Source organism: Methylophilus aquaticus, from assembly GCF_030769565.1.
In the GTDB taxonomy this organism is placed as follows: Bacteria; Pseudomonadota; Gammaproteobacteria; order Burkholderiales; family Methylophilaceae; genus Methylophilus; species Methylophilus aquaticus.
In genome coordinates this window covers 1-26,146 of sequence record NZ_JAVCAP010000020.1, presented here as the reverse complement: position 1 = coordinate 26,146, position 26,146 = coordinate 1, and the positions used below count along the sequence as shown (strand labels likewise).

Sequence of the window (26,146 nt, the reverse complement as noted above, 5' to 3'; positions counted from 1 at the left end):
ATGATACTACCAGACAGTCAGCCGCCTTGCATCTGTTGCTTGCCCGCCAGCATCGCCTTGATATTCGCCATCTTGCTTTTCCCATAATCTTTGCTTAGCACCTGATCCGGCCCGTTAAACGGGTTGCCAAAATGTTTGACATCATCTTTGGGTAGTTCTGCAATAAACCGGCTAGGTTCGCAGGCTTGCATTTCGCCGGCGCGTTTGCGTTTTTTGCACCAGGTGATGTTGAGTGACTTTTGCGCGCGGGTGATGCCTACGTACATCAGGCGGCGTTCTTCTTCGATCTGGTCACTGTCGATGGAGTTGGTGTGCGGCAGGATGCCTTCTTCGCAGCCGATCAGGAATACGTGGCCGTATTCCAGCCCTTTGGCAGCATGCAGGGTGGAGAGTTTGACGGCGTCGGGTTCGCCATCTTCACGGCCTTCGAGCATGGTGATCAGCGAGACCAGTTGCGTGAGTTCGATCAGGTTTTTACCATCGGATTCGTGGCCGAATTCGGTGGAGGCTTCGCCTTTTTTGCTGAGCCAGCTGACGAATTCCTGCACATTGCCCCAGCGGGTTTCGGCAGAGCGGGCTTCTTCACCGTCGTATAAATAGCTTTCGTAATGGATGGCGTTGAGCAGGTCATTCAATACTTCATTGGCCGGGTCTTTGACGGCGCGGCCTTGCAGGGTTTGAATAAAGCGGCAGAAAGTAAGCAGGTCGTCCAGTTGTTTGTTGCCGACTTCCTGCTGAAAACCGCCTTCAAATGCGGCGGCAAACAGCGAGAGTTTATGCGCGCTGGCATATTCACCCAGACGCTCCAGCGTGGTGTTGCCTATGCCTTTTTTCGGCGTGGTAGCCGCACGGATAAACGCCGGGTCATCGTCTTCATTCATCACCAGGCGCAGGTAGCTGATGATGTCCTTGATTTCGGCTTTATCAAAAAATGATTGGCCGCCGGAAATGGTGTAGGGGATTTTCTGGTTGCGCAGGTATTGTTCGATGATGCGTGCCTGGTGGTTGCTGCGGTACAGGATGGCGTAATCTTTGTAAGTGGTGCGGTGCTCGAATTTGTGCGCCTGCAGCTTCATCACTACGGTTTCGGCTTCGTGCTCTTCGCTGTGTGTTGCTGTGACGTGCAGCAGTTCGCCGGTGCCCAGTTCACTCCATAGTTTTTTCTCAAACAGTTTGGGGTTGTTGGCGATGACCTGGTTGGCCGCCCGCAAAATGCGCACGGTCGAGCGGTAGTTTTGCTCCAGTTTAATCACCTTGAGTTTGCTGAAGTCTTTGGTCAGCTGGTTAAGGTTTTCCACGTCGGCGCCGCGCCAGCCGTAAATGGCCTGGTCGTCATCGCCTACGGCGGTAAATTGACCGCGTATGCCGGTTAACTGCTTGATCAGTTTGTACTGGCAGGCGTTGGTATCCTGGTATTCGTCAATCAGCAGGTATTGCAGTTTGCGTTGCCATTTGTCCAGGGTCTCGGCATGCTGATCAAACAGTTCCACCGGGATCTTGATCAGGTCATCAAAATCCACTGCCTGGTAGGCGCGCAGTGTTTGCTGATAGAGTTGGTAAACACGGGCGGCGGCATGGCTGAGCTCTTCGTCAGCCGTGGCTTTGGCTTGATCCGGGCTTAATAGCGCATTTTTCCAGCTGGAGATCTGCCATTGTGTTTTGCGGAGTAGTTGCTTGTCGGTCGTGGCCAGAACATCACTCAGAATTTTAAAGCTGTCAGAAGCATCCAGAATGGAGAACTGGGGTTTGTAGCCCAGCAAGGCGGCTTCCTGCCGCAACATTTGCAAGCCCAGCGAATGAAAGGTGGTGACGGTCAGGCCTTTGCCACTTTTGCCTTCGAGCAAGGGGCTGACACGCTCCTGCATTTCGCGCGCAGCCTTGTTTGTAAAGGTGATGGCGGCAATTTGCGAGGCCTGGTAGCCAGCCTTGTTGACCAGGTAAGCAATTTTCTGGGTGATGACGCGCGTTTTGCCGCTGCCCGCACCTGCCAGTACCAGCAAGGGGCCGTCCAGGTAATGAATCGCTTCGCGTTGTGGCGGATTTAAGTGATGCAACATGAAACTTCTGATGGTTTTCTGAAGAGATGAAACGGCATGACAGGCTGGATAGGGATTAGCCTGTATGGACTATTTAACCTTAAGCAGGCTGTGGGTATAGTGGGGTAACCATAGTATTATCCTATCTTATATAAACACACTTTGATCATGCCTGTGCTCGATCTCAATAGCGTTATTCTATCATCGATTGGCCTCACCTTCATGCTGGTGCTGGTCTTGCTGGTATTTGGCGCCTATCAACAGCGTGCACTGGTCATGCGCTGGGTATGGGGCATGCTGCTGATTGGTCTGGGGCTCAGCATCTACTTTATTCCGGATGTGTTTGCATTGCGTGCCCAGCACGAATTGTATGTTTCGATTGCTTTCAGTGCCATTTGCCTCGGGCTTAGTGTGTATGTGAATGGCATACGCATGCTCCGCGGCTATCGTATTTATCGTTATCTTTCTTTACTTGTGCTCACCACGTTGCTGGCCTGTAATGCCATTTTGCTGAATATGCATGCGCCATTGCGGGTGATTTTGCTGTCGAATTTTCTGGTGATGTCTTGGGTATTTGCCTATGGCAGCCGCAGCTTGATGGGCTTTGGCAAGGACTTTATCAGCCATGTATTCTGGTTATGCTGTAGTCTGTTCTCGGCAATGACGCTGATGTTGTTGTTCATGATGTTTGAAGTCGCGTTGATTGATGCGGAGCTGCTCAAAGATTTTCAACACTGGTCTGCCCATGCGTATATGATTGCGACGATAGTGATGGTGCTCATCGCCGTGACTTGCTTGCTGTTGCTGGTCATGAATGTGCGTACTCAGGCCGGACTGCAGGCGATTGCGACACTGGATGGCTTGACCGGTGTGTTGAATCGTCGGGGCTTGCAGGATGCTGCAAACCGCATGCAGGCGGTTTCACAACGGATCAAACTGCCGATGGGCATGCTGATTGTAGATCTCGATTATTTCAAAAAGGTCAATGATGTCTACGGCCATCTGGTGGGAGATGCAGTGTTGAAAGTCTGCGCGGGGACCATCCACTCCGCCCTGCGTGGGGGCGATGTGATTGGCCGTTATGGGGGGGAAGAGTTTTGCATTTTGTTGCCCAATACGGGGGAGCATGAATCAGCGGTATTGGCTGAGCGGATTCGTAAAACCATAGAAACCACGCCAGTCAATATTGCGGGCATTGAGAGCCTGGATGTGTCCACGCGTGCGATTAAATGTACGGTGAGTGTGGGGGCGGTGAGTTCAGAAACAGTAGGCTATCAAATAGACAGCCTGTTTGCGGCGGCTGACCACAATCTGTATCAGGCGAAACAGGCAGGACGTAACCGGATTGCCAGTAACGCGCATCGTCTGCAGGCGTCTGACGAGGCCAAGCCGGTAAAACGCAATGCCAGTGTGATTGTTTCGCAATAGCTTATTCAGCGGGATTAGGCTCATCCGCAGCCGCAGCCGCAGCCTTGGCTGTTTTGGCTGCCAGTTGACGCTCGGCCTCTAACTTGGCCTGCGCCACCATTTCTGCCCGGCTTTTGGGGGATTCCAGACTGACACGGCCAATCGCTCCGCTGCGATAGTCGGTCAGTAAAGCCATGGCAGTGCGCTCCATGTCCCATTCGCCATCGGTGCGTTTGTAGGCGCGGCGCCTGGCAATCGCTTCCAGCAGGTCTATGCCATCGATTTCAGTGACGTTCAGTTTCATGGCATCCAGCTTGTAACGCGTGTTGATCAGCGCCGGGTACTGCTTAATCAGCACATTGCCCAAAAACTCGGCGACATCTTCATCAATCACCGCATTGCGGCCAATCGCGTGGCTGGCAGCCAGTAAATAACCATCCGATTCATGTTCGATCTTGGGCCACATCATGCCTGGTGTGTCGGTAATGTTCTCGCTGTCGTTCAACTCAAAACGCTGCTGACTCTTGGTCACGGCCGGTTCGTCGCCCACTTTGGCTGCACGGCGGTTAAGCAGAGCATTCATCAGTGTCGATTTGCCCACGTTGGGAATGCCCATGATCATCATGCGGAGGGGTTTGAGCGGGCTACCACGGTGCGGCGCCAGTTGCTTGCACAGTCCTGGGATTTTTTTGGCGTCGCCGGGTTTTTTGCAAGAAAGCGCCACCGCTTTGGTGTTGGGTTGTGCATTGAAGTAATTCAGCCAGGCCTGCGTGACTTGCGGGTCGGCTAAATCGGCTTTGTTCAGTATTTTGAGGTTAGGACGCTGGCGGAAATTGCGCATCTCCTCGATCATCGGGTTATGGCTGGCTGCGGGTACGCGCGCATCCAGCACCTCAATCACCACGTCGATATGCTCCATGGTTTCTTCCGCCTTTTTGCGGGCGGAGGTCATGTGTCCGGGAAACCATTGAATTGCCACGTGCAACCTCTACATCAGATAAAAACCGTATTTTAACATTCAAGCGCTGTTCAACCTAAATTGCTGGCCACCACGCACTATTTCCAGCTATATCCCAGTGTAAACAGGGCACGTGTATCGCCCTTGACGCGCTCATCTGCGGGACGGCTGTCAAAGTTATAGTCGACCTGTGTGGATGCACTCAGGCCAAAAATAAACGGAAAACGCAGGCCGGTCGAACTGTAAAGCAGGACTTGTGACGGCGATCTGGGCGTATACAACACTTCGTGTCGATGGAATGCCTGCACAAATGAATCAAACAAATACTGGTTATAGTTCACCGCCCAGCGCAATGCGGCATGTTTGTCATCATTTTCTTCGTAATAATCCTGAGAGATCAAAGAAACACCGCCTTCCACGGACAGATTCAGTTTCTCCCCTTCAAAAATCTGGTAACCAGACCCCACACCGTAGGTGCTGCGTAATTTGATGTCTCTGAAGCGGTCTTTTTCCTGAATGGTGTTGAGGTAGCTAAACCATTTTTTAGTGAAAAAGTGGTCATACTGACCGCGGACACGTGCGTTGTTTTGCGTTTGTGAGCCGCTATCCTCTGCCCAGTAGTAATAACCCTGCACTGTATAACGATCTTCCAGTCCACGTAATACAGACTCACCATTGAACTGCATATTGCGATTATCGCTGTTGCCATTGTTAAAGGCACCGCCCAGGCTCAGGTTGCCGGTCCAGACATAGCCCTCGCCGATCAGGTCGCGGCTTGGGTTAATGTAATGGATTTCATCCAGCTCGGTGTCTACCAGCGGCGTATTGGTTTCTTCATCCAGAATGACCTGGCCTTCATCGGTATGGATCAGACGGCCATTGACAATGCTGCCGTCAGATAACTGCATCAATATCGGTTTGTCGGCATCAATGCTGTGAATATCATTCCAGTTAATTTTGACTTCGTCGGCGTAGCTGGTTTTGACCGTCAGCTTGTTAGAGACTTTGACGCCCAGGGTGCCCGTGATCTTGTCGCCATTTTTAAGCCAGATGGTGTCGGCAAACACCGGAGCTGAAAGCAGGTAAGGCATGCTGATACTGAGAATGGCGAGTTGGATTGTGCTACGTGTACATAAAACAGCCGGATTGGCTAAACGTTGAGGCATACATACTCCCTGATGCGATTGAACAACAGTGCTGTTAATACAGCTGATTGAATACAGCGCACCTGGCGTGGGCTGCAAAGATGGTATTGCTGGTAAATATTGCGAATACCCACAAGCATTACATAGACTTGATGCTGAAAACGGCGTTTGAGTTCCCTAGAACATGCATGGCATGGAAAGCAGAACCAATGCTGTTAAACTAGCATATTGGTATTTTAAAACAGCAACACGCATGGTCAACACAACATTACCGCCCGAGATCAAACCCGGGCAATCCATGGCCTTATTGCAAGCGCTGCATATCCTGACGCGGGATGGCAAACTGAATCAGGATAGCCGGCGCAAGCTTAAACAGGTCTATCATCTGGTGAATTTTATTGAGCCGCTCATGCAGACGGTTATGGCCGGTCAATCCCATCCGGTGTTGGTCGATCATGGGGCTGGCAAGTCTTATCTTGGCTTTATTTTATACGATCTTTTGCTCAAGCAACATGCTGGCGGGCAAGTCATCGGTATTGAAACGCGTGGCGATCTGGTTGAAAAGTCCAAAACATTGGCCAACGCATGTCAGTTTGAGCGCATGGCATTTGAGCACTTGTCCGTTGCCGAGGCCATCTCCTCAGCCCGGTTGCCTGCCCAGGTGGATATTGTGACGGCTTTGCATGCCTGTAATACGGCCACGGATGATGCCATTCAGTTTGGCCTGCACAAACAGGCACAATACATGGTGTTGGTGCCCTGTTGTCAGGCCGAGGTGGCTGAAGTGCTGCGTAAGCACAAGGCAGCCTCCTTGGGACAAACACCCTTGAGCGAGTTATGGCGACACCCGATTCATACCCGCGAGTTTGGCAGCCAGATTACCAATGTGTTGCGCTGTCTGGAACTCGAAGCGCACGGCTATCAGGTCACTGTGACCGAATTGGTCGGGTGGGAACACTCGATGAAAAACGAACTGATCATTGCCAAATATACCGGACAGCGTAAACGCAGTGCACGTGAGCGTGCTTTGCAGATTCTGCAACAATGCAATTTAATGGAACTTGCCCCCAGATTCGGCTTTGCGCCTGACGCCACCTGATTAACCCTGTTGCACCTCTCCACGCATCAATCTACAATTGTTAATTTAAATTAACAATTGTAGGGGAAAAGCATGCACTTTTGCATACAATCGATGGGCCGAATGCTGCTGTGGTTGGGCATGGCATGCTGCAGCGCGACCGCCCATGCACAAGCCCCGGATATTCTGCTGGCACATGTCTACCACGAAGGCATTGCCGTGCAGGACTATCTGGTCAGTGAAAAGCTGGACGGCATTCGCGCTGTCTGGGACGGTCAGCAACTCACCAGCCGTCAGGGTAACCCGATCCATGCGCCTGCCTGGTTTATCAAAGACTTTCCCAAACAGGCACTGGATGGCGAACTCTGGATTGGGCGTGGCCAGTTTGAGGTACTCTCATCCACCGTACGACAGTCCACCCCGGAGGATGCCGCCTGGCACAAAGTGGCCTATTACGTGTTTGAGTTGCCCAATGCCGCAGGCAGCTTTGCCCAGCGTGCCAGCCAGATTGCCGCATTGGTCAAACAGGCGCATACGCCAACGCTCAAAGCCATCACACAATTTCATGTGAAGGATGTAGCCGCATTAAAACGCACACTGGATGCAGTGGTGGCGAAAAAGGGTGAAGGCCTGATGTTGCATCGTGCGGATGCACGCTACATCACTGGGCGTAGCCAGGTGTTGCTCAAACTCAAACCGCAACTCGATGCCGAAGCTAAAGTCATCGCCCATGTGCCCGGCAAAGGCAAATACCAAGGTAAAATGGGCGCATTACTGGTCGAAACCCGGCAAGGCATACGCTTTAAACTTGGCACGGGCTTTAAAGATGCCGACCGCGCCAGACCGCCCCCCATCGGTAGCATGGTCACCTATACCTATCGCGATGTCACCAAAAACGGCAAACCCAAATTTGCCCGCTTTTTAAGGGTACGGCCTCCGGAATAATCAAGTGGAAAGGGCAATATATGAAATGGTTAGCAACTTTACTCGCATGCACGCTGGCGGCGCCTGTGTTTGCAATGGATTTGAGCGGCGTCTACGCCTGTAAGGGTAATGATGCACACGAAGGTAAATACACCGGCACCGTGACCATGAAATTGCGCCCTGAACATAGCAAGGGTAAAGATGCCAGTTATGATTTTCAACTGGAGGTCCCGGATTACGGCACTTATACTGGCCATGCCGCAGTGCATGGCATGCACGCGGCCATGCACTTTGCCTTGCCGATGGAGCAGGGCGAATATGGCGGCAAAACCAATGATTACGGCACGGGGATTGCCGAGTTCAGGAAAAACAGCAATGGGCAGTTGCGTTTCAGAAAGTTTTATTTTGAACCGGGTTTTAAGGGCGGGAATACCGGCGTGGAAGAATGTATCAGAAAATAATTCTTTTCAGGCGGCAGACGAACCTCATGTTGTTGACATGGGGTTTCTTTTTGCGTGCCATCCAGCGCAGAGGTTTTATGAAAAGGGGTAAATTTGGCGGGTTATGGCATGAGAGTTATTTTCTTTGATTTCAAAAGCTACGGGCTTTTGAGTGCGCAGTAGTAGGGTGGGTATTTATATCCCTCTATGACTCTTTTTGCTTAATTTTTTGGGACAAAGCAAGAAAGTAACTGGCGTATAGGCAAAAAATAACGCGATCAGCCAATCAACTTAAGGGTGATGTAAGCCGTCATGCTGCATGGCAGTTGGCATGGCATGTTAAAATCTCACCCCATATGACCACCGCCACACCCCAGACTCTGATCTCCCAACTCGAACAACAACTGGCCACCTGCATGCTGGCCGACCGTTTTCCGCTCAAGCGCCGTTTGCAGCAGCTGCGTGACGCAGTCAAGCAACACAAGCCGGTGGATAAAGCATTGGTAGAAATTGCACAGAAAATACATGCTTCGCAGCAGCGTTTGCAGGCGCGTCTGGCAGCCTTGCCCAAGCCGGATTACCCGCCAGAGCTGCCGGTCAGTGGCAAAAAAGACGATATTGCCGCGGCGATTGCCAAGCATCAGGTGGTGATTGTGTGTGGTGAAACCGGCTCAGGTAAAACCACGCAGTTGCCCAAGATTTGCCTGGAGCTGGGACGTGGCGTGAGCGGGCTGATCGGGCATACGCAGCCGCGCCGCATTGCGGCACGTTCGGTGGCCTCGCGTATTGCACAGGAACTGAACAGCCCACTCGGCGAGGTGGTCGGCTACAAGGTGCGCTTTAACGATAAATTGTCCGAGCGCAGCTATGTCAAGCTGATGACAGACGGCATTTTGCTGGCCGAGACGCAGAGCGACAAGTTTCTCAATGGCTATGACACGATTATTATCGATGAGGCGCACGAGCGCAGCCTGAATATTGATTTTCTGCTGGGCTATCTCAAGCAGTTATTACCCAAGCGGCCGGATTTGAAAGTCATTGTGACTTCGGCAACGATTGATGCCGAGCGCTTTTCCAGTCATTTTAATGGCGCGCCGGTGATTGAAGTGTCCGGGCGTACTTATCCAGTGGAAATCCGGTACCGGCCATTGGGCAATAAAACCACCATGGTCGCCGTCGAGGTGCCAATCGACGATGGTCTGGATGATATTGACCGTTTTGCGCAGGACCTCATGGGCATCAAGCGCAAGCCGCCGCGCACCGAAACACGCTGGCTGGAGGAAGACGAGGAAGAGGAGGTGATGGAAGACGCCATCCTCGATACGGCGGACGATTTATTACGGTTGGGCGATGGCGATATTCTGGTGTTTCTGCCAGGCGAGCGTGAAATCCGCGATACCGCTGACCATTTGCGCAAGTACCAGGGCCGTTCGCCCAAGCTGAAATCGCTGGAGATTCTGCCGCTGTTTGCACGGTTGAGTATTGAAGACCAGCAAAAGATTTTCCGCCCTGGTGGTCAGCGCCGGATTGTGCTGGCGACCAATGTGGCCGAGACCTCACTGACCGTGCCGGGCATCAAGTATGTGATTGACGCTGGTCTGGCACGGGTTAACCGCTACAGCCCGCGGGCCAAGGTTGAACAGTTGCAGATTGAAAAAATCTCGCAGGCGGCGGCCAAGCAGCGGGCAGGGCGTTGTGGTCGCGTGTCCAACGGTATCTGCGTACGCCTGTATTCAGAAGAGGATTTCAACCAGCGTCCGGCCTTTACTGACCCGGAGATTCTGCGCAGTTCACTCGCCAGCGTGATTTTGCGCATGGCTGATTTGCGGTTGGGTGATGTCGCAGAATTTCCATTTATCGAAGCGCCTTCTTCTCGCCTGATCAGCGATGGCTACCAGTTGTTGCAGGAGCTCGGTGCCGTCACCGAGCGGCGCGAGATTACTGAACTGGGCCGCCAGATGGCCCGTTTGCCGCTGGATCCACGTGTTGCACGCATGCTTCTGGCCGCCAAAAAAGAGGCTTGTTTACGTGAAGTTTTGATTATTGCCAGCGTGCTGAGCATTCAGGATCCGCGCGAACGGCCGATGGACAAGCGCGAAGCGGCCGATAACGCCCATGCCAAATTCAAGGCCGATGACTCCGATTTTATGGGGTATCTCAAGCTGTGGGACTGGTATGAACAGGCGCTCAAGACCAAGAAGTCCAACCGCGAGTTGCTGAATCAGTGTCACCAGAATTTCCTGTCCTTTCTGCGCCTGAAAGAGTGGCGCGAGTTGCACCAGCAACTGCTGGAAATGGTCGAGGAAATGGACTTCAAGCGCAGCGACAAGGAAGCCAGCTACGAGCAGGTTCATAAGGCCTTGCTGTCTGGCCTGCTGGGGAACATCGGTTTCAAGGATGGTGACAGTGATACCTATGCCGGGGCGCGCGGTATCCGTTTTACGGTGGCGCCAGGGTCGGCCCTGAAGAAAAATCGTCCGAAATGGGTGATGGCCTCCGAACTGGTGGATACCACCAAGCTGTATGCCCGCGGGGTGGCCAAGATAGACCCGGACTGGATAGAGCCGATTGCCAACGAGGGCGGCATGCGTGATTTAACGCAAAGCCATTACAGCGACCCGCGCTGGGACAGAAAGACCGCGCAGGTCGTGGCCTGGGAACGCGTGAGTTTGTATGGCCTGACCATCGTGCCCAAACGGCGTGTGCACTATGGACCGGTCAATCCGGTCGAATCGCGCGAGATTTTTATCCGCGAGGCGCTGGCCAATATGGAGTTTGACACGCGTGCGCCTTTTTTTGAGGCCAACCGTCGCCTGATTGCCGAGATCGAGGCGCTGGAGCACAAGGCGCGCCGCCAGGACGTGCTGGTCGATGAGCATCAACTGGTTGCGTTTTACGACAAGGTATTGCCCGAAATTGGTGAGCAGTATCGTGTGGTCAATGGCGTTGCCTTTGAACAATGGCGACAGGATGCGGAGCAGGCCAATCCCAAAGTGCTGTATCTGACGCGTGATTCGCTGATGCGGCATGGTGCCAGCGCGATTACCGAAGTGCAGTTTCCGGAGAGTCTGACCATTGATGGCGAGCAAGTGCCATTGAAATATCGCTTTGAGCCGGGTCATGTGCTGGATGGCGTGACGGCGACGATTCCACTGGCCTTGCTTAATCAGCTGGATGCGACGGTGACTGAATGGCTGGTGCCCGGCATGGTGCGCGACAAGCTCACCGCATTAATCAAAGCCTTGCCCAAGACCTTGCGCCGCGTCTGCGTGCCGGTGCCGGAGTTTGTGACCGGCTTTCTGGCAGCGCATCAGGGCCATGAGTCCTTGTTACCGGCGCTGGCGGCCTATATCCAGCAGAAAACCATGCTCAAGTTGCGTCCTGAAGAGTTTGACCTGGCCGGGCTGGATCCGCACCACCTGATGAATTTCAGGGTGGTGGACGAAAAGAGCCGTGAGCTGGGCATGGGCCGTGACTGGCATGCATTGAAAAAACAATTGGGCTCTGCTGCACAGCTCACGTTTAGGAATGGTTCGCCCGGCATTGAAAAAACTGGCCTCAAGCAATGGGATTTTGGTGATCTGCCGGAAACGCTGACCTTCAGCAAAGACGGCCGTCAGCTGACTGGTTATCCGGCACTCGAAGACAATATCGACAGTGTGGCTGTCAAGCTGTTTGATACCGCTGAAGCCGCACACAATGCACATCGCAAAGGCATTTGCCGCCTGCTGCGCTTTGAACTTAAAGAGCAGATGAAGCAACTGGAGAAAGGGCTGCCAGGGTTTAACCAGTATGCCCTGCTGCTACGCAATCTGATGAACCCGGACCAGTTGCGTGAAGACATGCTGCAATGCATTGCCGACCGCGCGTTTATTGGTGAGGATGACTTGCCGCGCACCAATGCCGCCTTGATGACGCTCAAACAGCGCGCACGCACGCGGTTACCAGCCGTCACTGATGCCTTGACCAAGCAGGCACAACTGATTGCCAATGAATACCAGCTGTTGAATGCACAGCTGCAAAAGTTAAATCCGGTCACGCAAAAAATCAAACGTGAATGTGAGCAGCAATTGTCTGAATTGCTTTATCATGGGTTTTTCAGCCAGACGCCGTGGGAGCAGTTGCCGCATGTGCCGCGTTACCTCAAAGGCATCCGCATGCGCATGGATAAATATCCCACCAGTATTGAACGTGACAGCCGCCATGCCATGGCGGTGGTGCAGTTACAGCAGCGCTGGCAGCAGAAAATACAACAGTGCCGCACTGCGCACCTGCCTGTAACCACTTCGTTACACGCCTATGGATGGCAGTTGCAAGAGTTACGTGTATCATTATTTGCGCAAGAATTAAGGACGCCATATCCTGTTTCGGTAAAACGGCTGGAAAAACTCTGGCAAGAACTTCAATAGAAAGTCATGTACTAAGTCATTGATGCAATAATCGCCTTCATGCAACCACCTTCACCCTTTGATCCTTTTAGTACGCCTGCCTGGTTAAAGCCCAAGCAGAAAGACCGTGTGTTGCGTATCTCTGCACGCCTGATGTGGGCGTTTCTGGTGTCGCTGGTGTTTCACGCCATTTTGTTCTGGGGCTTTTTACTGGATTTACTCAAGCCGACTGAGGAGCCCGCGCAGCAACCGCTGAATATCGTACTCGATCTGGGCCTGCCCATGCCGGAATGGCCGCAGGAAATTGAACAGCCACCAGTCACACCGCAACCACCGCCCAAGCCACAACCCAAAGCCAAGCCGCGCCCTGTCGAGCCAGTCATCCCTAAAAAAGTGATGACCGCGCCCAATAATGACAGCGCATTCAAACTGCCTGAACCCAAACCACAGCCACCGGCAGATCCACGGCCTGCGCCGCCTGCCCCGGCGGATGATTTCGCCAGCATGATCAAACGCCGTCAGGCTGACCGCAATGCCGACGAAATGATGGCTAAAAGCATCAACGAGGCTGCGGTTGCGGCTGAACGTGGGCCTTCAGAGGACGAGCGGCGCATGAAAAATATCATGAACAATCTGAAGTTTGGCACCAATGGCCTGTTTCAGATTCGGCGCATGGACCCCTACAATGCCAGCTTCAGCTTTAAAGGCTGGACCAATGATTACAGCGCGGCCAATACCCAGTTCTACGAGGTGGAAGCCAAGAGCGGCGAGGATATCCGTCTGGTGATGGTACGCCGCATGATTGCGTTGATACGCGAACATTACACGGGCAATTTTGACTGGGTATCCAACCGCCTGAACCGCACCATTACCCTGTCAGCCAGACCAGAAGATTCGGCAGGCCTGGAAGACTTTTTAATGAAAGAGTTTTTCGGCCCTAACTATAAAACGCAAGATCCCTTGCGCTATTAAGCAGCCTTAAGCTACGGATGAAAATCGCCAGCGAGTTTGCGCAAGAAGACTCCCGGCACCGGATCGTTCTTGTGATGACCAGCCTGGTCGGCTTGCTCTCTATCATCACCTGGCTGGGCTTGTCACTGTTTGCCACGCTGGGCCTCACCGCAATGGCCTTGCTCTATCTGTTGTGCGTGCTGTGGGTGGCTTATATCGCCCGGTTCCCGCTCGCACTCGGCACCGCCATTCTTGCTTTTCTGCTGATCAATTTTTGTTTTATCGAGCCGCGTTATACCTTCCGCATTGCCAGCATGCAATCGTGGCTGATGCTACTGGTGTTTGTTGTTGTTGCATTAACCGTAAGCAGTGCCATGCAGCAGCTCAAGCTGCAAACCCGGCAGGCGCAACTGGCCGCGCGGCAATCACGCTTCTTTCAATCTCTGGCAGAGTTGTTTGCTACTCAGAGTCACCCGCATGCCTTGCTTGAAGCCGGTTGCCAGCATGTGCATGCGGTGTTTGATCTGCGTGTGGCGGTGGTGCGGCGTTCCTTAGCAGATGGCCCCCTGGAAGTCATCGCTGGAGATGCAGCGCTGGCCGCAAGCCTGCCGCCCTCCAGTGTGCAATGGGCCATCGATTTTAATCGTGCGATGGGAGCCGGCACTGCGGACTGGCCTGCACTGAGCTGTTGTTTGATTCCTTTTGGTTTTCAGCAGACTGAGGTGCTGGTGGTGGCGCAACCACACAAGCCGCTGGATATTGATTTTTTACGCTTGCTGGCCCATCAATGCTCGCAGGCCTATGTCAAACTCGGTCAGCATCAGGCCTTGTTGCAATCAGAACTGCGCATCAGCGAAGCCACCTTCAAAAAAACCTTATTGACTGCCTTGTCGCATGATATGCGGACGCCATTAACGGCCATCGTCGGAGCCGTCAACGTGCTGGCGGATCAGAATATTGCTCTGGATGCGACACAATCCCGGCAATTACTGGAAAGCATCCGCGCAGAGTCCGATTATCTGGTACAGGCCACTGAAAACATTCTGACGCTGGTCAAGCTGGAGGCTGGTCCTGCCACGGTGCATCCCGATTGGCAACTGGCCGAAGAAGTGGTGGAGCATGTGGTGCAGCGCTATCGGCAACGGCCGCAGGCATTGCCGCTGGCGGTGCATGTGTTCGATGTCGGAGTGTTGGTGAAGCTGGATGCCATGCTGGTCGCCCATGCGCTGGCCAACCTGATTGATAATGCCGTTGTCTGGCATCAGGGCACACAGCCGGTCACCATCACCCTCCGCAGGCAGGCGCCCTGGCTAGTGCTCAGTGTCAGCAATGAAGGGCCGGGCTTTCCTGCTGATTTTGAAATTGCAGCCTTTGTACAGCGCAAGGAAAGACCAGCAGGGGCGCGCGGCTATGGCCTGGGCCTGCTGATTGTGAAAACCGTGATGGAACTGCATCACGGTCAATTGCAGATTCAGTCCGTACCCGGACAAACCACGCAGGTCAGCATGCTCTTTCCGTTAAGTCCTGTGCCTGAGATTGCGGCGCGCTGACATGTCACAGCCGGTGCACACATTGTTGCTGGTGGAAGATGATGCCGGTGTTTACCAGTTTCTGATGCCCGCACTTTCGGCCCATGGCTACCGCGTGATCCATGCGCGCACGCTGGCACAAGCCCGGCAAGCGGCTGATTATGCCATGGTGATCCTCGACCTCGGCCTGCCCGACGGCGAGGGCGAGCAGTTTATTCCGCATCTGCGCGCCTGCTCGGATGTGCCGATATTGGTGTTATCCGCTCGGCAGGATGAGGCCGACAAGGTGCATTGCCTGAATCTGGGGGCGGACGATTACATGATGAAACCATTTGGCTTGCCGGAACTGCTGGCGAGAATTCAGGCTGCGCTCAGGCGAACGGCCATGATGCAGATGCGTGACCATGTGTATCAGCAAGGGGCGCTGAGTATTAACCGGGCCTCCGGCATCGTCAGCAAGCATGGCGAGACGCTGCATTTAAGCCCGATCGAGCATGCTTTGCTCATGCAACTGGCGAGCAAGCCAGGCACAATCTTCACCCACGCCCAGCTCTTGACGCAGATATGGGGCGCGGAATATATCAACGACACCCATTATCTGCGCATTCATGTGGGCCGCTTGCGGACCAAGCTCGAAGATAATCCGGCACAGCCCCGTTACCTCCTGACCGAGCTTGGGCTGGGGTATCGCCTGGCCTGATCTTTAAAATCCCCTTTGTGATGACACTTTTCCGCTTTGTTTATGCGGTTGATATACGCTTGCGCGCAAGCTAGGCCCATTCAACCACACACAAGGGGATGCAATGGACAGTTCTTCCATTAAAAAAAGTAGCCTGGCGGCATTGGCGCTGGGGGCTATCGGCGTGGTCTACGGCGATATCGGCACCAGCCCGCTCTATACCATGCAGGTGATTTTTAGCGAAAGCACCGGTGTACCACTCAACACGGTCAATATCATGGGCGCCATTTCTTCCATTTTCTGGCTGCTTACTTTTGTCGTCACATTTAAATATGTATTACTGATTTTACGGGCACACAACAAAGGCGAAGGCGGCGTCATGGCACTGTTGTCGCTGGCGCTTTCCACATTGCGCAGGCCTGAAACTGCGTCCGCAGATCATCACTTATCCAGCCAGACCAGTCCGGATCGTCGCGCAGGCGTGCTCTTGATGCTGGGTGTCATGGGCGCAGCCCTGTTTTATGGTGACAGCGTACTCACGCCTGCCATTTCCGTGCTGTCGGCCGTCGAAGGGTTGCAGGTGGCAGCGCCCGCATTGGCGGCACAAGTGCTGCCAATTTCAATTGCGATTCTGATCGGCTTGTTTTCAGTGCAGCGTTTGGGCACGCATACCGTCGGCCGTTTTTTTGGCCCGATTGTGATTGTCTGGTTTACAGCGCTGGCCAGTATTGGTGTCTGGCAAATAGCACAAGCCCCGGAGGTGTTACAGGCGATACAGCCACACTATGCATGGCAGTTTCTGCAAGCACGTGGCGCAGGCGTGTTTATTGCCATCGGTGCGATTTTACTGGCGGTGACCGGCGCCGAGGCCTTGTATGCAGATATGGGCCACTTTGGCCGTCCAGCCATTCAGCTGGCCTGGCTGGGACTGGTGTTTCCCTGTTTGACGCTGAATTATCTGGGGCAGGGCGCGCTGCTCTTGCTGCATCCTGAGGCAGTCAGCAACCCGTTTTACCTGTCTTTTCCGCAGCCCTTGCAGATAGCAGCGGTGATTCTGGCAACGCTGGCCACCATTATTGCCTCACAAGCCGTCATATCCGGTGCATTTTCCATGACCAGACAAGCCATTCAACTCGGCTTTTTGCCGCGCATGCGCATTATCCATACCTCGGCCAGTGAGTCCGGCCAAATTTACATCCCTGCTGTCAATTGGGTATTGTTACTGGCGGTGATGATCGTCTGCCTGGCTTTCCAGAGCTCTTCTGCACTGGCCTCTGCCTACGGTATTGCGGTGACCGGCACCATGCTGATTACCACCGTGTTGAGTTTTTTCATCATGCGTTACCGCTGGCAGTTTGCGCGATGGCTGGCGCTGTTACTGACCGGCGTGCTGGCGGTTGTGGATAGCGTATTACTGGGTTCGGCCTCGATGAAGTTCATGCAGGGCGGCTGGTTTCCGGTTGCGTTAAGTGTGTTGTTGATCTTGTTAATGACCACCTGGAAAAAAGGCCGTGGCGTGTTGCTGAACACCATGACACGCCATGATCCCAACTTGAATCACTTTATTCAAAGTGTGGCACAGTCTTCGGTGCCCAGGGTGTCACGTACCGCCGTGTATATGGTGTCGCATTTTGAAACCGTACCGCAGGCACTGTTACACAACCTCAAACATAATCAGGTCCTGCATCAGCGTAATTTACTGGTCAATGTCAGCTTTAGCGATGTGCCGTATATGAATGCTCTGGAGCGTGCCACCGTAAAGCAGCTTGCGGATGGTTTCTGGCAAGTACAACTGTATTACGGATTTATGCAGCATGCAGATGTGCCGCAAGCCCTGCTGGCGCTCACGCTGGATGGCGAAGCGCTGGATCCGTTTACCAACTCCTACTTTTTGAGCCGCGACATTATCGTGCCGGATGTGGGTGGGGCCATGTGTCATTGGCGTGATCAGCTATTTTCGGTCATGTCGCGCAATGCCAGCAGTGCGGTCGAGTACTTTAATATTCCGGCCAATAGCGTCATCGAGCTTGGCAGCCGCGTGCAGCTCTAACAAAGCGCTTTATGCCCTGACTGTCTTTTTCTCGCATGGCCGCCCTCTGTGCATCTGCGTAGCGGGCGGTTGCATGTCAGCCGGCCATAACTGCGGCTGACATGCTTGATGCATGGGTTGCCATTGTGGCATGGGCTGGCTTGTGCTGCGGGTATGTCTGTGCGGTGGTGGCACAAACTGCATATGCAGCTTAACCGCACCTTGTGCATCACTTTTTTTCACAGCATCCGTGGGCTTGGAAGACAACAATGCCCATACGTCGATGCTCCCACACATTTCAATCACCAGTAAAATCTGGCACATCAGCAGAAGCAGATAGATTTTATTTCTCATCGCCGTGCGCGCTAATGCAAAATCCATTTGGCATCCGACACCAGGCACATCCCGCCATAGCGTTTTAATATCGGTCTGAGGGCTTCAATCACGGTCTGCAAATGATTTTCGGAACAGGCAATCACAAACGTCACATTCTCAAACTTTTCACCAAAAGCGCCGGCATCCGGAATGCCGCGTTCACCATAGCCACCCACATGTTGGTAAAGCGTGAAGCTGCGGATATTGATACTTTCCAAGCGGCTGATCACTTCCTGTTTTTCAATGGCTTCCACCACCAGTTCTATCCTTTTTACCCCAATCATCTGCTTATCCTTTCGTTAACAACTGCGCCATCTGGTAATACAAAGGAATGCCCAGCAACACGTTAAACGGAAACGTGACTCCCAATGAAAGCGTCAGATAAAGTGATGGATTGGCTTCTGGAATGGCAATCCGCATCGCAGGAGGAACCGCGATATATGAGGCACTGGCTACCAGGACGGCCACCAGCGTGGCGCCACCGGCAGAAAACCCGAGCAAACTGTGGGCCACCAACACCCCAAGCCCCCCGAGCAGCACGGGCATCAGTACGCCAAAGCTGACCAGGAAAGCGCCCGCTTTCTTAAAGTCGTTTAATTTCTTGCCTGCCTCCATGCCCATGGCCAGCAAAAATACGCACAATATCCCCATAAACATCTGATTAAAAAAGGGCAGAATTGCCTGCAGGTTGTTGTCCGGGACCATGTCCCCAATCAGCAAGCCCCCTGCCAGCAAAATAATGCTGCCATTGGTGAATGATTCCTTGAGAATGACTGGCAAGTGCTGGTTGGCTTCTTGCTCGGGTGGATTGTCTTGCCGGCGAACCCAGTTAGCCAGAAGCAGGCCCACCAGAATCGCCGGAGACTCCATTACGGCCAGCATCACCACCGGATATTTTTCATAGGGGACGGCCATCGCCTCCAGAAAGGCAATCGCCGTTAAAAAAGTGCCTGCACTGACTGAGCCATAGTGACTGGCAATCGCTACCGCATTCAGCCGGTCCAGTTTACCCAGGTGATGAATTATCCAGTAGGCCAGCAGAGGAATCAGCAAGCCAAAGCCAAAGGCTGCCAGCAGGGCGGGAACCGCCTCAAGCATGGACGCATGCGCCAGCTCTGCGCCGCCGTGGATGCCAATGCCGAGCAGCAAATACACTGTCATCGATTTGATCAGATCGGGTGGCAACTTCAGATCCGAGCGGATCAATTGTGCAAACATGCCCAATGCAAAAAACAGGACAGAGGGCGTCAGCAGACTTTCAAAATGCATGCGTACTTTCAATGATGTGAGAGCCGACATTATCTTGGGTCTTAAACGTTCTGTATAATATAAATTAAATTTTTAATTAATCTAAAAAACAGAACAAAAGGGTACGGCCATGGCACGCCATTTCAACTTCAATCACTTTTATTATTTTTGGCAGGTGGCCAAAGAGGGCAATCTGACGCGTGCCGCTGCACGACTGCTGATCGCACAATCCGCCTTGTCCAGCCAGATCAAGCAGCTGGAGCATCAAATCGGCACGCCCTTGTTCAGAAAAGAGGGCAGACAGCTGGTACTGACCGAGGCGGGCAATATCGCGTTTGCTTATGCCGAGAAAATGTTTGTATTGAGTCAGGAAATGCACAGCGTATTACGCCACAAAACACTGGCAGACAAGACGGTGCTTAAAATTGGTGTGATTGCCTCGTTGTCGCGTAATTTTGTTGAAAACTTTATTCGTCCCTTGCTGACACGGCACGATGTCGAAATTGTGCTCGATTCAGGCAGTGCACAAGAGTTGCAAGAAAAACTGATCAATCACAAACTGGATTTGATATTGAGTAATTTTTTACCGGATCGCCAGCAGCAATTCCTGTTCAGAATGAAACCGATTGCCGAACAGCAACTCAGCATTGTTGGCAAGCCATTGCCAACAGGTGAGGTGTTTGATTTGAAACAGGATTTGCCACGGCAGCAACTGCTGCTACCTGGCACGGGCACCGAGATTCGCGCCCGCTTTGACCAGATTTGCGAGCAACTGCACATCCGCTATCAGGTCCTGGCGGAAATTAATGATATGCCCGCATTGCGTCTGTTGGCCAGGGATTCGGACGGCATTGCCTTATTACCCTCAGTGGTGGTGCAAGATGAATTGCGCAACGGCACCTTGCAGGAGTACTGCAAGGTGCCCGATTTGTATGAACACTTTTATGCTATTTCGTTAAAAAAACAATACGAACCTGAAATTATGCGTTATCTGCTGCAGCGCAATCAGGAGTTGACCGGCGGCCCGGTTGCTTGACCATGGCGTTCCCAATAAGACGCTCATTCATCCCGGTCCGTGCGTGCCAGTCATGCCGCCGAACGATAAGCGGCCGGCTGTGACTTCCGCGCGTTGGCCTGGCTGAACTCTCCGTTTTGTAGCCTGTAATGGCTCACCGTATCATTCAGCTGATTGGCTTGGTCTACCAGTGACATGGCGGCTGCCGCGGCTTCTTCAACCAGAGCGGCATTTTGCTGTGTCACCTCGTCCATTTGCGTCACTGCAGTGTTGATCTGGTCAATCCCCGCGCTTTGCTCTTGCGAGGCAGAGGTGATTTCGCTGATCAAGTCGGAAACTTGCTGGATGGCCGTTACAATTTCATCGATGGTGCCATTGGCCTGATCCACATATTGCGAGCCATTGGTCACTTTTTCGGCCGAATCGGCGATCAGCTGCTTGATCTCTTTGGCAGCCGTGGCCGAGCGTTGCGCCAGATTACGCACTTCGCCAGCCACCACCGCAAAACCGCGGCCTTGTTCACCGGCACGTGCAGCTTCTACGGCAGCATTCAGGGCCAGGATATTGGTTTGGAAAGCAATGCTGTCAATCACGGTAATGATTTCTTCAATCCGAGAAGAACTTTCAGTAATCTCTGACATGGTGGTCACCACTTTGCCAAATACGTCGCCCCCACGGGTAGCGATTTCTCCGGCTTTCACGGTCATGACGCTGGCCTGTTTGGCGTTCTCGGCATTTTTCTTCACGGTAGAGGCAATTTCCTCCATGCTGGCACTGGTTTCTTCCAGTGAGCTGGCTTGCTCTTCAGTGCGCTGTGACAAATCATTATTGCCAGTGGATATCTCATTACTTGCGGTCAGAATGGTTTCACCGGCAACCTTCACGCGCGCCAGAATATCTGTCATGGCATTCACAATACTGTTCACACCCTCGCATAATTGCTGGATTTCTCCCGCTTTGTCATGCGTAGTAATCCGCTGCGTCAGGTCACCCTCTTTGATCAAGGCGACCACTTGGCTGGTTTCACTCACCGCTGCTTTCATGGCATTGGCTTCATTCACTTTAGCCGTAATATCTGTTGCATATTTCACCACTTTAAATGGCTTGCCATCGATGTCCAGGATTGGGTTGTAGCTGGCCTGTAGCCAAACTTCCTTGCCCCCTTTGCCAATGCGTTTGTACTGGCCTTCATCCGCTTCACCGCGGGCCAGCTTTTCCCAGAACTGCTTATATTCAGGACTATTTTTATAGGCGGCATCCACGAACATGCTGTGATGGTTGCCCACAATCTCTTTGGAACTATAGCCGGTGACTGCGGCAAAATTGTCATTCACATCCGTGATGTTGCCTTTGAGATCAAAGGTGATCACGCCCATCACTTTGCTAATCGCAGCAATCTGGCCTGCAAAATCAGCGTTACTCAGCTTTTCACTGGTGATGTCCGTGGCGTATTTTACGACCTTAAACGGCTTGCCGTTCATATCAAAGATCGGGTTGTAGCTCGCCTGTAGCCAGACTTCTTTGCCCCCTTTGCCAATCCGTTTGTACTGGCCTTCGTCCGCTTCACCGCGGGCCAGCTTTTCCCAGAACTGCTTATATTCAGGACTATTTTTATAGGCGGTTTCCACAAACATACTGTGATGGTTGCCCACAATCTCTTTCGGGCTATAGCCGGTGACGGCGGCAAAATTGTCATTCACATCGGTGATATTGCCTTTGAGGTCAAACGTGATCACGCCCATCACTTTACTGATGGCGGAAATCTGTCCTGAAAAGTCAGCATTCCGTTGTTTATCAGCGGTGATTTCTGTCGCGTATTTCACCACTTTAAATGGCTTGCCGTTCATATCTAAAATAGGGTTGTAGCTGGCCTGTAGCCAAATCTCTTTGCCCCCTTTGCCAATCCGTTTGCTCTGACCTTCGTCAGCCTCACCGCGCGCAAGTTTTTCCCAGAATTGCTTGTACGCATGACTATTCTTGATCGTCTCATCCACAAACATGCTGTGATGCTTTCCTACAATTTCATTGACGCTGTAGCCAGTGACGGTTGCGAAGTTATCATTGACTGCAGTGATGTTACCTTTGAGATCAAATTCAATCACGCCCATCACTTTGCTGATGGCGGAAATCTGTCCTGAAAAGTCAGCATTACTCAGCTTTTCACTGGTGATGTCCGTGGCATACTTCACCACTTTAAACGGCTTGCCGTTCATATCAAAGATTGGGTTGTAGCTGGCTTGCAACCAGACTTCCTTACCCCCTTTGCCAATCCGTTTGTACTGGCCTTCGTCCGCTTCACCGCGGGCCAGTCTCTCCCAAAACTGCTTATATTCAGGACTGTTTTGATAGGCGGCATCCACGAACATGCTGTGATGGTTGCCCACAATCTCTTTCGGGCTATAGCCAGTGACGGCGGCAAAATTGTCATTCACCTCGGTGATGTTGCCTTTGAGGTCAAAGGTGATCACGCCCATCACTTTGTTGATAGCAACAATTTGGCCATCCTGATTCATCTGCTTGAGCAGTTGTTCTTTTGATACCTTGTTTGTGAGTCCACCAAAAATGTTTAATGCCATGAATATTCTCCAATAATGATCCGATACAACAATTGTTATTATGATAATTATTATCCATTAAACACTTATTTGTTGTGTGGGTACTGATGGAACAAAAATGCTTTTTACAGCCTATTTAAAGAATAGGGCAGATAAATACATCTTTATCGTTTTATTGCGGTATGCGCTTGCGTTTGATGACGGGATGCAGGCAATAAAAAACCCGCCTCTGGCGGGTTTGGAACATGCGTTTAAATTTTTTCGCCACTGGTCTTACTGGCTTCGGGTTTTTTGCCCTGATGTATCAAGGTATAAACCTGCTCAATTGCATCCTGCTCGGCCTGGTCCAGCAGGCCATCGTGATTGCCATCCAGATGCTCAAACACTTTCTTTTGATTGCCGGGATCCCCATGCAAATACTCATCGAGCGTAATCTTGCCGTCAGCATTCTCGTCCAGATAACTAATACTGTAGTTAGCCGGGATATTGTGACAATCGGGCATGGCGTTATCTGCCTGCGCAATTTGATAGACCGAAGGAATGAGCAGTACGCACAAAGCAACGATTGAATTTCTCATGACACCACCTCGCAACATTGGATTATAAAAATAATGATGATTGAAAACAGCTGGATTAAAAAAAATACCCACCTGTAAAAGTGGGCATAGGGTAAAACAGGGAAACATCGGTGACACAAGCTGTTTGAGCAACACTTTTGCGGCAAGTTCCCTCAACATAATTCAGCACGATCAGCATCTGTTTAAGCACCTGGTGTTTGATCTCTTAGTATTTGAACAGACAAACCGTCAAAATGAGGATTTGCAACAGGTTAATCACTACACTCATGCGGTGATACAAATTAAAGTTACGCGGCTCTACACTGTCACGCGCTTTATTGATCATGGGCGTGAGTACACACAGCAAAAACACAAAGCACAGGGCACAGGTGGCACATAGCAAGCGTGTTTGCTCGTGGTGGCTTAACAGGGCGGCCGCGCCGGTAACCACGCCCAGAGTGGCATAATAGGCCGGAAAAAACGCCCGAACATACACCCCCGCCCACTGCGCAGGCAATACGCTAAACACCACTGGTGCCACAATGACACTGGAAAACAGCATGATGCCGAGCGCGGCTGCAATCAGTGATTCGGTCATCAATTATTCACCCGTTAAACAGTCTGACTTTAATGCCTGATATGACTTGGGCTGACTGCAAAAGTTTTTCAAGTTGCGGAAATTATTATCGCGAACTTTATTCAGTAGCATGTATCTATGCGTATGGATTTGTGAGTGAATCCATTCATTTTCATTGTATTGTTTGTAGTGTTTGGCCCACCGTTGTGTGGGCGTTTTTTTGCCCGTTTTTCCGGGCGGAGTGTGCAACAAAAAAGCCCGCCGGTTGGCGGGCTTTCATCGTCAGTTCACAGGCTTAATGGTCTTTACCATGGCCGGCAATTTTGTCCATCCAGGCAAACAACACGCCGGTGATGATAAAGGTCAGGTGGATGCCCACCAGCCAGCCCATTTGCTCGGTGGTGAACGAAGCCGTGCCCGAGCTCTGGTGCACAAACGCTTTAAGCAAGTCGATGGCAGAAATCGCCACAATCGAACCAATCAGCTTGATTTTCAGGCCGGAATAATCCACCTTGCCCATCCACTCAGGGCGGTCTTCACTGTTCGCTGTATCAATACGTGAGACAAAGTTTTCATAGCCGCTAAAAATCACCATAATCAGCAAATTACCCACCAGTGTGATATCCACCAGTGCCAGCAGTGACAACACCGTTTCCTGTTCGGACAAGCTGGTCACATGCATAATGATGTGACCAAACTCCTGCCCAAACTTCACCAGCAATACCATTAGCCCGCCAACCAGCCCCAGATACATCGGCGCCATCAGCCAGCGGCTCTTAAAAATCAAACTCTCTAAAATCTTTTCCAACAACTTCCCCATGAAAACTCCAAAGGTAAATAGCGATTAAAAAACACTCAGTGGCTTAATATCCACCCCACTAGAACTGGGTCAGCATGTCACGCACAGCTTCCTCATCAATCCCCTTGCCGATAATCACAATCCGGCTAATCGGCTCCTCTTCATCCCAGCCTTCTAGCAGCGTAGGCGGGTAGGGCGTAAAGTGCACGGCATGTATCGCCAAAGGCGCGGGCGCATCTTCCACATGCAAAATGCCTTTCATCCGCAGCAACTGCTCCCCGTGCGTTTGGCACAGCTTGAGAATCACCCCGCGAAAATCCGCATAAACCATTGGCTTGGGCAGGTACACCGTAAACGTGTGAATATCATCATGCGCAGGCGCCGCAGGCAAAGTGCCTTTTTTACCGGCCGCCCTAAAACCATTGGCAGGGGCACGCAACCAGCGCTGCGGGTTGGCCTGCTTGCTGGCAAAGTCAAACAAGCCTACATCAATAATCTGCATCGGGTCTATCTCGCCATGCAACACAAATTGCTGCGTTGCATTCGGATTGATCTCGTTCAGCTTGGCTTGCAATGCCTCAATCTGCTCATGCGTTGCCGTGTCACGCTTGGTAATCAGCAATACATCTGCCACTGCCGCTTGTTTGAGTGCTTCTTTTTGCTCTGCAATCTGCTGCAAACCATACGCCGCATCAATTGTCACCACCACGGCGTCCAGACGATACACCGACTCAATCACCGGCTCATTCATCAGGTTAGCCAAAATCGGGCCAGGGTCAGCCATGCCCGTGGTTTCAATCACCAAGCGGTTAAACTCCGGCACCGCCTGCAAACTGCGCTTAAAAAACAAATCGCGCATGGTGTCAGCCAGCTCGTTTTTGAGCGAGCAACACAAACAGCCAGAACTCAACAACACCGTGTTATCGGCAATATGCTCGCTCTCAATCGTTTGCGAAATCTGACTATTGGCAAAAATCTGGTCCAAGCCTGCTTCGCCGAGCTCGTTAATGATGACTGCGGTGTCTTTCATCGCCGGGTTATGTAGCAGCTTGTTTAGCAGAGTGGTTTTGCCGCTGCCCAAAAAGCCAGTGAGCAGCGTGACGGGGATACGTTTGTCCATAATGCCTGAGTTTTAAAATGTGAGGATTATTCTAACCGTAAAGCGGAAAACTGCCTTTAGTTGTTTTTACTTATATGGCGGCTGGGGTGTAAATCACAAGGACATTTAGGAATAAAAAAGCCTCTAAATTTTTTGAGGCTGTTGGATGATGGATTGAGCTTACCAAATTTACTTTTGAAACTTAATTTTACTCTGCCCCCAACTCTGCCAACCCTTTAAAAATGTCGTAATGCAAGACCTGATAATCATCTAGCAAGCCCATGATGCGGTCTCCGAGACCAAGCTGTATTCTTAAGTTTCGCAAGCTTAAAACAGCTCAACCAAGGAGACCTAAAT

At 52.0% G+C, this 26,146-nt stretch carries 21 protein-coding genes; 10 read left to right on the top strand and 11 right to left on the bottom strand.

What is annotated here, in order from left to right; all coding sequences use genetic code 11:
• Positions 1-17 precede the first annotated feature (17 nt).
• Positions 18-2,057 (bottom strand): UvrD-helicase domain-containing protein, encoded by a 2,040-nt coding sequence (locus Q9291_RS09415; RefSeq protein WP_306389790.1) that lies wholly within the window; start codon positions 2,055-2,057, stop codon positions 18-20.
• A gap of 147 nt (positions 2,058-2,204) precedes the next feature.
• Between Q9291_RS09415 and Q9291_RS09410 the strand changes: the two genes are divergently transcribed.
• Positions 2,205-3,464: a GGDEF domain-containing protein gene (locus tag Q9291_RS09410; protein ID WP_306389789.1), complete on the top strand. Its 1,260-nt coding sequence runs from the start codon at positions 2,205-2,207 to the stop codon at positions 3,462-3,464.
• Position 3,465: 1 nt separating this feature from the next.
• Here Q9291_RS09410 and ylqF read toward each other — a convergent pair whose 3' ends face one another.
• Complete coding sequence (gene ylqF, locus Q9291_RS09405; protein ID WP_306389788.1) at positions 3,466-4,422, bottom strand: ribosome biogenesis GTPase YlqF; 957 nt, start codon at positions 4,420-4,422, stop codon at positions 3,466-3,468.
• Positions 4,423-4,499: 77 nt separating this feature from the next.
• Positions 4,500-5,567, bottom strand: a complete 1,068-nt coding sequence (locus Q9291_RS09400) for a DUF481 domain-containing protein (RefSeq protein WP_306389787.1) — start codon at positions 5,565-5,567, stop codon at positions 4,500-4,502.
• 232 nt (positions 5,568-5,799) lie between these two features.
• Here Q9291_RS09400 and Q9291_RS09395 point away from each other — a divergent pair, with 232 nt between their 5' ends.
• The 8 genes from Q9291_RS09395 to kup all read left to right on the top strand — a co-directional run bounded on the left by Q9291_RS09395 (position 5,800) and on the right by kup (position 17,585).
• The gene (locus Q9291_RS09395) at positions 5,800-6,645 is read left to right on the top strand and encodes a class I SAM-dependent methyltransferase (protein WP_306389786.1); all 846 of its coding nucleotides are present in this window, start codon (positions 5,800-5,802) and stop codon (positions 6,643-6,645) included.
• A gap of 102 nt (positions 6,646-6,747) precedes the next feature.
• Positions 6,748-7,569, top strand: a complete 822-nt coding sequence (locus tag Q9291_RS09390) for a DNA ligase (RefSeq protein ID WP_306389785.1) — start codon at positions 6,748-6,750, stop codon at positions 7,567-7,569.
• A 20-nt stretch (positions 7,570-7,589) separates the two neighbouring features.
• Positions 7,590-8,009: a hypothetical protein gene (locus Q9291_RS09385; RefSeq protein WP_306389784.1), complete on the top strand. Its 420-nt coding sequence runs from the start codon at positions 7,590-7,592 to the stop codon at positions 8,007-8,009.
• A 395-nt stretch (positions 8,010-8,404) separates the two neighbouring features.
• Positions 8,405-12,397 (top strand): ATP-dependent RNA helicase HrpA, encoded by a 3,993-nt coding sequence (hrpA, locus tag Q9291_RS09380; protein WP_306389901.1) that lies wholly within the window; start codon positions 8,405-8,407, stop codon positions 12,395-12,397.
• A gap of 39 nt (positions 12,398-12,436) precedes the next feature.
• On the top strand, positions 12,437-13,348 hold the full coding sequence (locus Q9291_RS09375) for a hypothetical protein (protein WP_306389783.1): 912 nt from the start codon (positions 12,437-12,439) through the stop codon (positions 13,346-13,348).
• 17 nt (positions 13,349-13,365) lie between these two features.
• Positions 13,366-14,877 carry a DUF4118 domain-containing protein gene (locus Q9291_RS09370; RefSeq protein WP_306389782.1) on the top strand — a complete coding sequence of 504 codons (1,512 nt, stop codon included), beginning with the start codon at positions 13,366-13,368 and terminating at the stop codon, positions 14,875-14,877.
• A 1-nt stretch (position 14,878) separates the two neighbouring features.
• Positions 14,879-15,556, top strand: coding sequence for a winged helix-turn-helix domain-containing protein (locus Q9291_RS09365; RefSeq protein ID WP_306389781.1), 678 nt, complete (start codon positions 14,879-14,881; stop codon positions 15,554-15,556).
• A 103-nt stretch (positions 15,557-15,659) separates the two neighbouring features.
• On the top strand, positions 15,660-17,585 hold the full coding sequence (kup, locus tag Q9291_RS09360) for a potassium uptake protein (RefSeq protein ID WP_306389780.1): 1,926 nt from the start codon (positions 15,660-15,662) through the stop codon (positions 17,583-17,585).
• 9 nt (positions 17,586-17,594) lie between these two features.
• Here kup and Q9291_RS09355 read toward each other — a convergent pair whose 3' ends face one another.
• Genes Q9291_RS09355 through Q9291_RS09345 form a run of 3 tightly spaced genes read right to left on the bottom strand, consistent with a single transcriptional unit; the run spans position 17,595 to position 19,208 of the window.
• The gene (locus tag Q9291_RS09355; protein WP_306389779.1) at positions 17,595-17,945 is read right to left on the bottom strand and encodes a hypothetical protein; all 351 of its coding nucleotides are present in this window, start codon (positions 17,943-17,945) and stop codon (positions 17,595-17,597) included.
• Positions 17,930-18,223 (bottom strand): P-II family nitrogen regulator, encoded by a 294-nt coding sequence (locus Q9291_RS09350; protein ID WP_306389778.1) that lies wholly within the window; start codon positions 18,221-18,223, stop codon positions 17,930-17,932. The genes Q9291_RS09355 and Q9291_RS09350 overlap by 16 nt, the downstream gene beginning before the upstream one ends.
• Before the next feature lie 4 nt (positions 18,224-18,227).
• Positions 18,228-19,208 (bottom strand): sodium-dependent bicarbonate transport family permease, encoded by a 981-nt coding sequence (locus tag Q9291_RS09345; protein WP_306389777.1) that lies wholly within the window; start codon positions 19,206-19,208, stop codon positions 18,228-18,230.
• A gap of 109 nt (positions 19,209-19,317) precedes the next feature.
• Between Q9291_RS09345 and Q9291_RS09340 the strand changes: the two genes are divergently transcribed.
• Entirely contained in the window at positions 19,318-20,223 is a 906-nt protein-coding gene (locus tag Q9291_RS09340) for a LysR substrate-binding domain-containing protein (RefSeq protein WP_306389776.1), read from the top strand.
• 50 nt (positions 20,224-20,273) lie between these two features.
• On the opposite strand, the gene Q9291_RS09335 is transcribed toward Q9291_RS09340, so the two are convergent.
• The 5 genes from Q9291_RS09335 to Q9291_RS09315 all read right to left on the bottom strand — a co-directional run bounded on the left by Q9291_RS09335 (position 20,274) and on the right by Q9291_RS09315 (position 25,810).
• Positions 20,274-22,778 carry a methyl-accepting chemotaxis protein gene (locus tag Q9291_RS09335; RefSeq protein WP_306389775.1) on the bottom strand — a complete coding sequence of 835 codons (2,505 nt, stop codon included), beginning with the start codon at positions 22,776-22,778 and terminating at the stop codon, positions 20,274-20,276.
• A gap of 230 nt (positions 22,779-23,008) precedes the next feature.
• Complete coding sequence (locus tag Q9291_RS09330) at positions 23,009-23,335, bottom strand: EF-hand domain-containing protein (protein WP_306389774.1); 327 nt, start codon at positions 23,333-23,335, stop codon at positions 23,009-23,011.
• A 205-nt stretch (positions 23,336-23,540) separates the two neighbouring features.
• A complete protein-coding gene (locus Q9291_RS09325; protein WP_306389773.1) occupies positions 23,541-23,912 on the bottom strand; it encodes a DUF4149 domain-containing protein in 372 nt (123 codons plus the stop codon).
• Positions 23,913-24,186: 274 nt separating this feature from the next.
• Positions 24,187-24,711 (bottom strand): TIGR00645 family protein, encoded by a 525-nt coding sequence (locus Q9291_RS09320; protein ID WP_306389772.1) that lies wholly within the window; start codon positions 24,709-24,711, stop codon positions 24,187-24,189.
• Positions 24,712-24,769: 58 nt separating this feature from the next.
• Positions 24,770-25,810, bottom strand: coding sequence for a CobW family GTP-binding protein (locus tag Q9291_RS09315; RefSeq protein ID WP_306389771.1), 1,041 nt, complete (start codon positions 25,808-25,810; stop codon positions 24,770-24,772).
• Positions 25,811-26,146 lie beyond the last annotated feature (336 nt).

Excerpts from the sequence above, each read along its gene's own strand:
- Q9291_RS09415 (WP_306389790.1), bottom strand. The coding sequence starts at position 2,057 with ATGTTGCATCACTTAAATCCGCCACAACGCGAAGCGATTCATTACCTG.
- Q9291_RS09410 (WP_306389789.1), top strand. The coding sequence starts at position 2,205 with ATGCCTGTGCTCGATCTCAATAGCGTTATTCTATCATCGATTGGCCTC.
- Q9291_RS09400 (WP_306389787.1), bottom strand. The coding sequence starts at position 5,567 with ATGCCTCAACGTTTAGCCAATCCGGCTGTTTTATGTACACGTAGCACA.
- Q9291_RS09395 (WP_306389786.1), top strand. The coding sequence starts at position 5,800 with ATGGTCAACACAACATTACCGCCCGAGATCAAACCCGGGCAATCCATG.
- Q9291_RS09390 (WP_306389785.1), top strand. The coding sequence starts at position 6,748 with ATGCTGCTGTGGTTGGGCATGGCATGCTGCAGCGCGACCGCCCATGCA.
- Q9291_RS09385 (WP_306389784.1), top strand. The coding sequence starts at position 7,590 with ATGAAATGGTTAGCAACTTTACTCGCATGCACGCTGGCGGCGCCTGTG.
- hrpA (WP_306389901.1), top strand. The coding sequence starts at position 8,405 with ATGCTGGCCGACCGTTTTCCGCTCAAGCGCCGTTTGCAGCAGCTGCGT.
- Q9291_RS09375 (WP_306389783.1), top strand. The coding sequence starts at position 12,437 with ATGCAACCACCTTCACCCTTTGATCCTTTTAGTACGCCTGCCTGGTTA.
- Q9291_RS09370 (WP_306389782.1), top strand. The coding sequence starts at position 13,366 with ATGAAAATCGCCAGCGAGTTTGCGCAAGAAGACTCCCGGCACCGGATC.
- Q9291_RS09365 (WP_306389781.1), top strand. The coding sequence starts at position 14,879 with ATGTCACAGCCGGTGCACACATTGTTGCTGGTGGAAGATGATGCCGGT.
- kup (WP_306389780.1), top strand. The coding sequence starts at position 15,660 with ATGGACAGTTCTTCCATTAAAAAAAGTAGCCTGGCGGCATTGGCGCTG.
- Q9291_RS09355 (WP_306389779.1), bottom strand. The coding sequence starts at position 17,945 with ATGGATTTTGCATTAGCGCGCACGGCGATGAGAAATAAAATCTATCTG.
- Q9291_RS09350 (WP_306389778.1), bottom strand. The coding sequence starts at position 18,223 with ATGATTGGGGTAAAAAGGATAGAACTGGTGGTGGAAGCCATTGAAAAA.
- Q9291_RS09345 (WP_306389777.1), bottom strand. The coding sequence starts at position 19,208 with ATGCATTTTGAAAGTCTGCTGACGCCCTCTGTCCTGTTTTTTGCATTG.
- Q9291_RS09340 (WP_306389776.1), top strand. The coding sequence starts at position 19,318 with ATGGCACGCCATTTCAACTTCAATCACTTTTATTATTTTTGGCAGGTG.
- Q9291_RS09335 (WP_306389775.1), bottom strand. The coding sequence starts at position 22,778 with ATGGCATTAAACATTTTTGGTGGACTCACAAACAAGGTATCAAAAGAA.
- Q9291_RS09330 (WP_306389774.1), bottom strand. The coding sequence starts at position 23,335 with ATGAGAAATTCAATCGTTGCTTTGTGCGTACTGCTCATTCCTTCGGTC.
- Q9291_RS09325 (WP_306389773.1), bottom strand. The coding sequence starts at position 23,912 with ATGACCGAATCACTGATTGCAGCCGCGCTCGGCATCATGCTGTTTTCC.
- Q9291_RS09320 (WP_306389772.1), bottom strand. The coding sequence starts at position 24,711 with ATGGGGAAGTTGTTGGAAAAGATTTTAGAGAGTTTGATTTTTAAGAGC.
- Q9291_RS09315 (WP_306389771.1), bottom strand. The coding sequence starts at position 25,810 with ATGGACAAACGTATCCCCGTCACGCTGCTCACTGGCTTTTTGGGCAGC.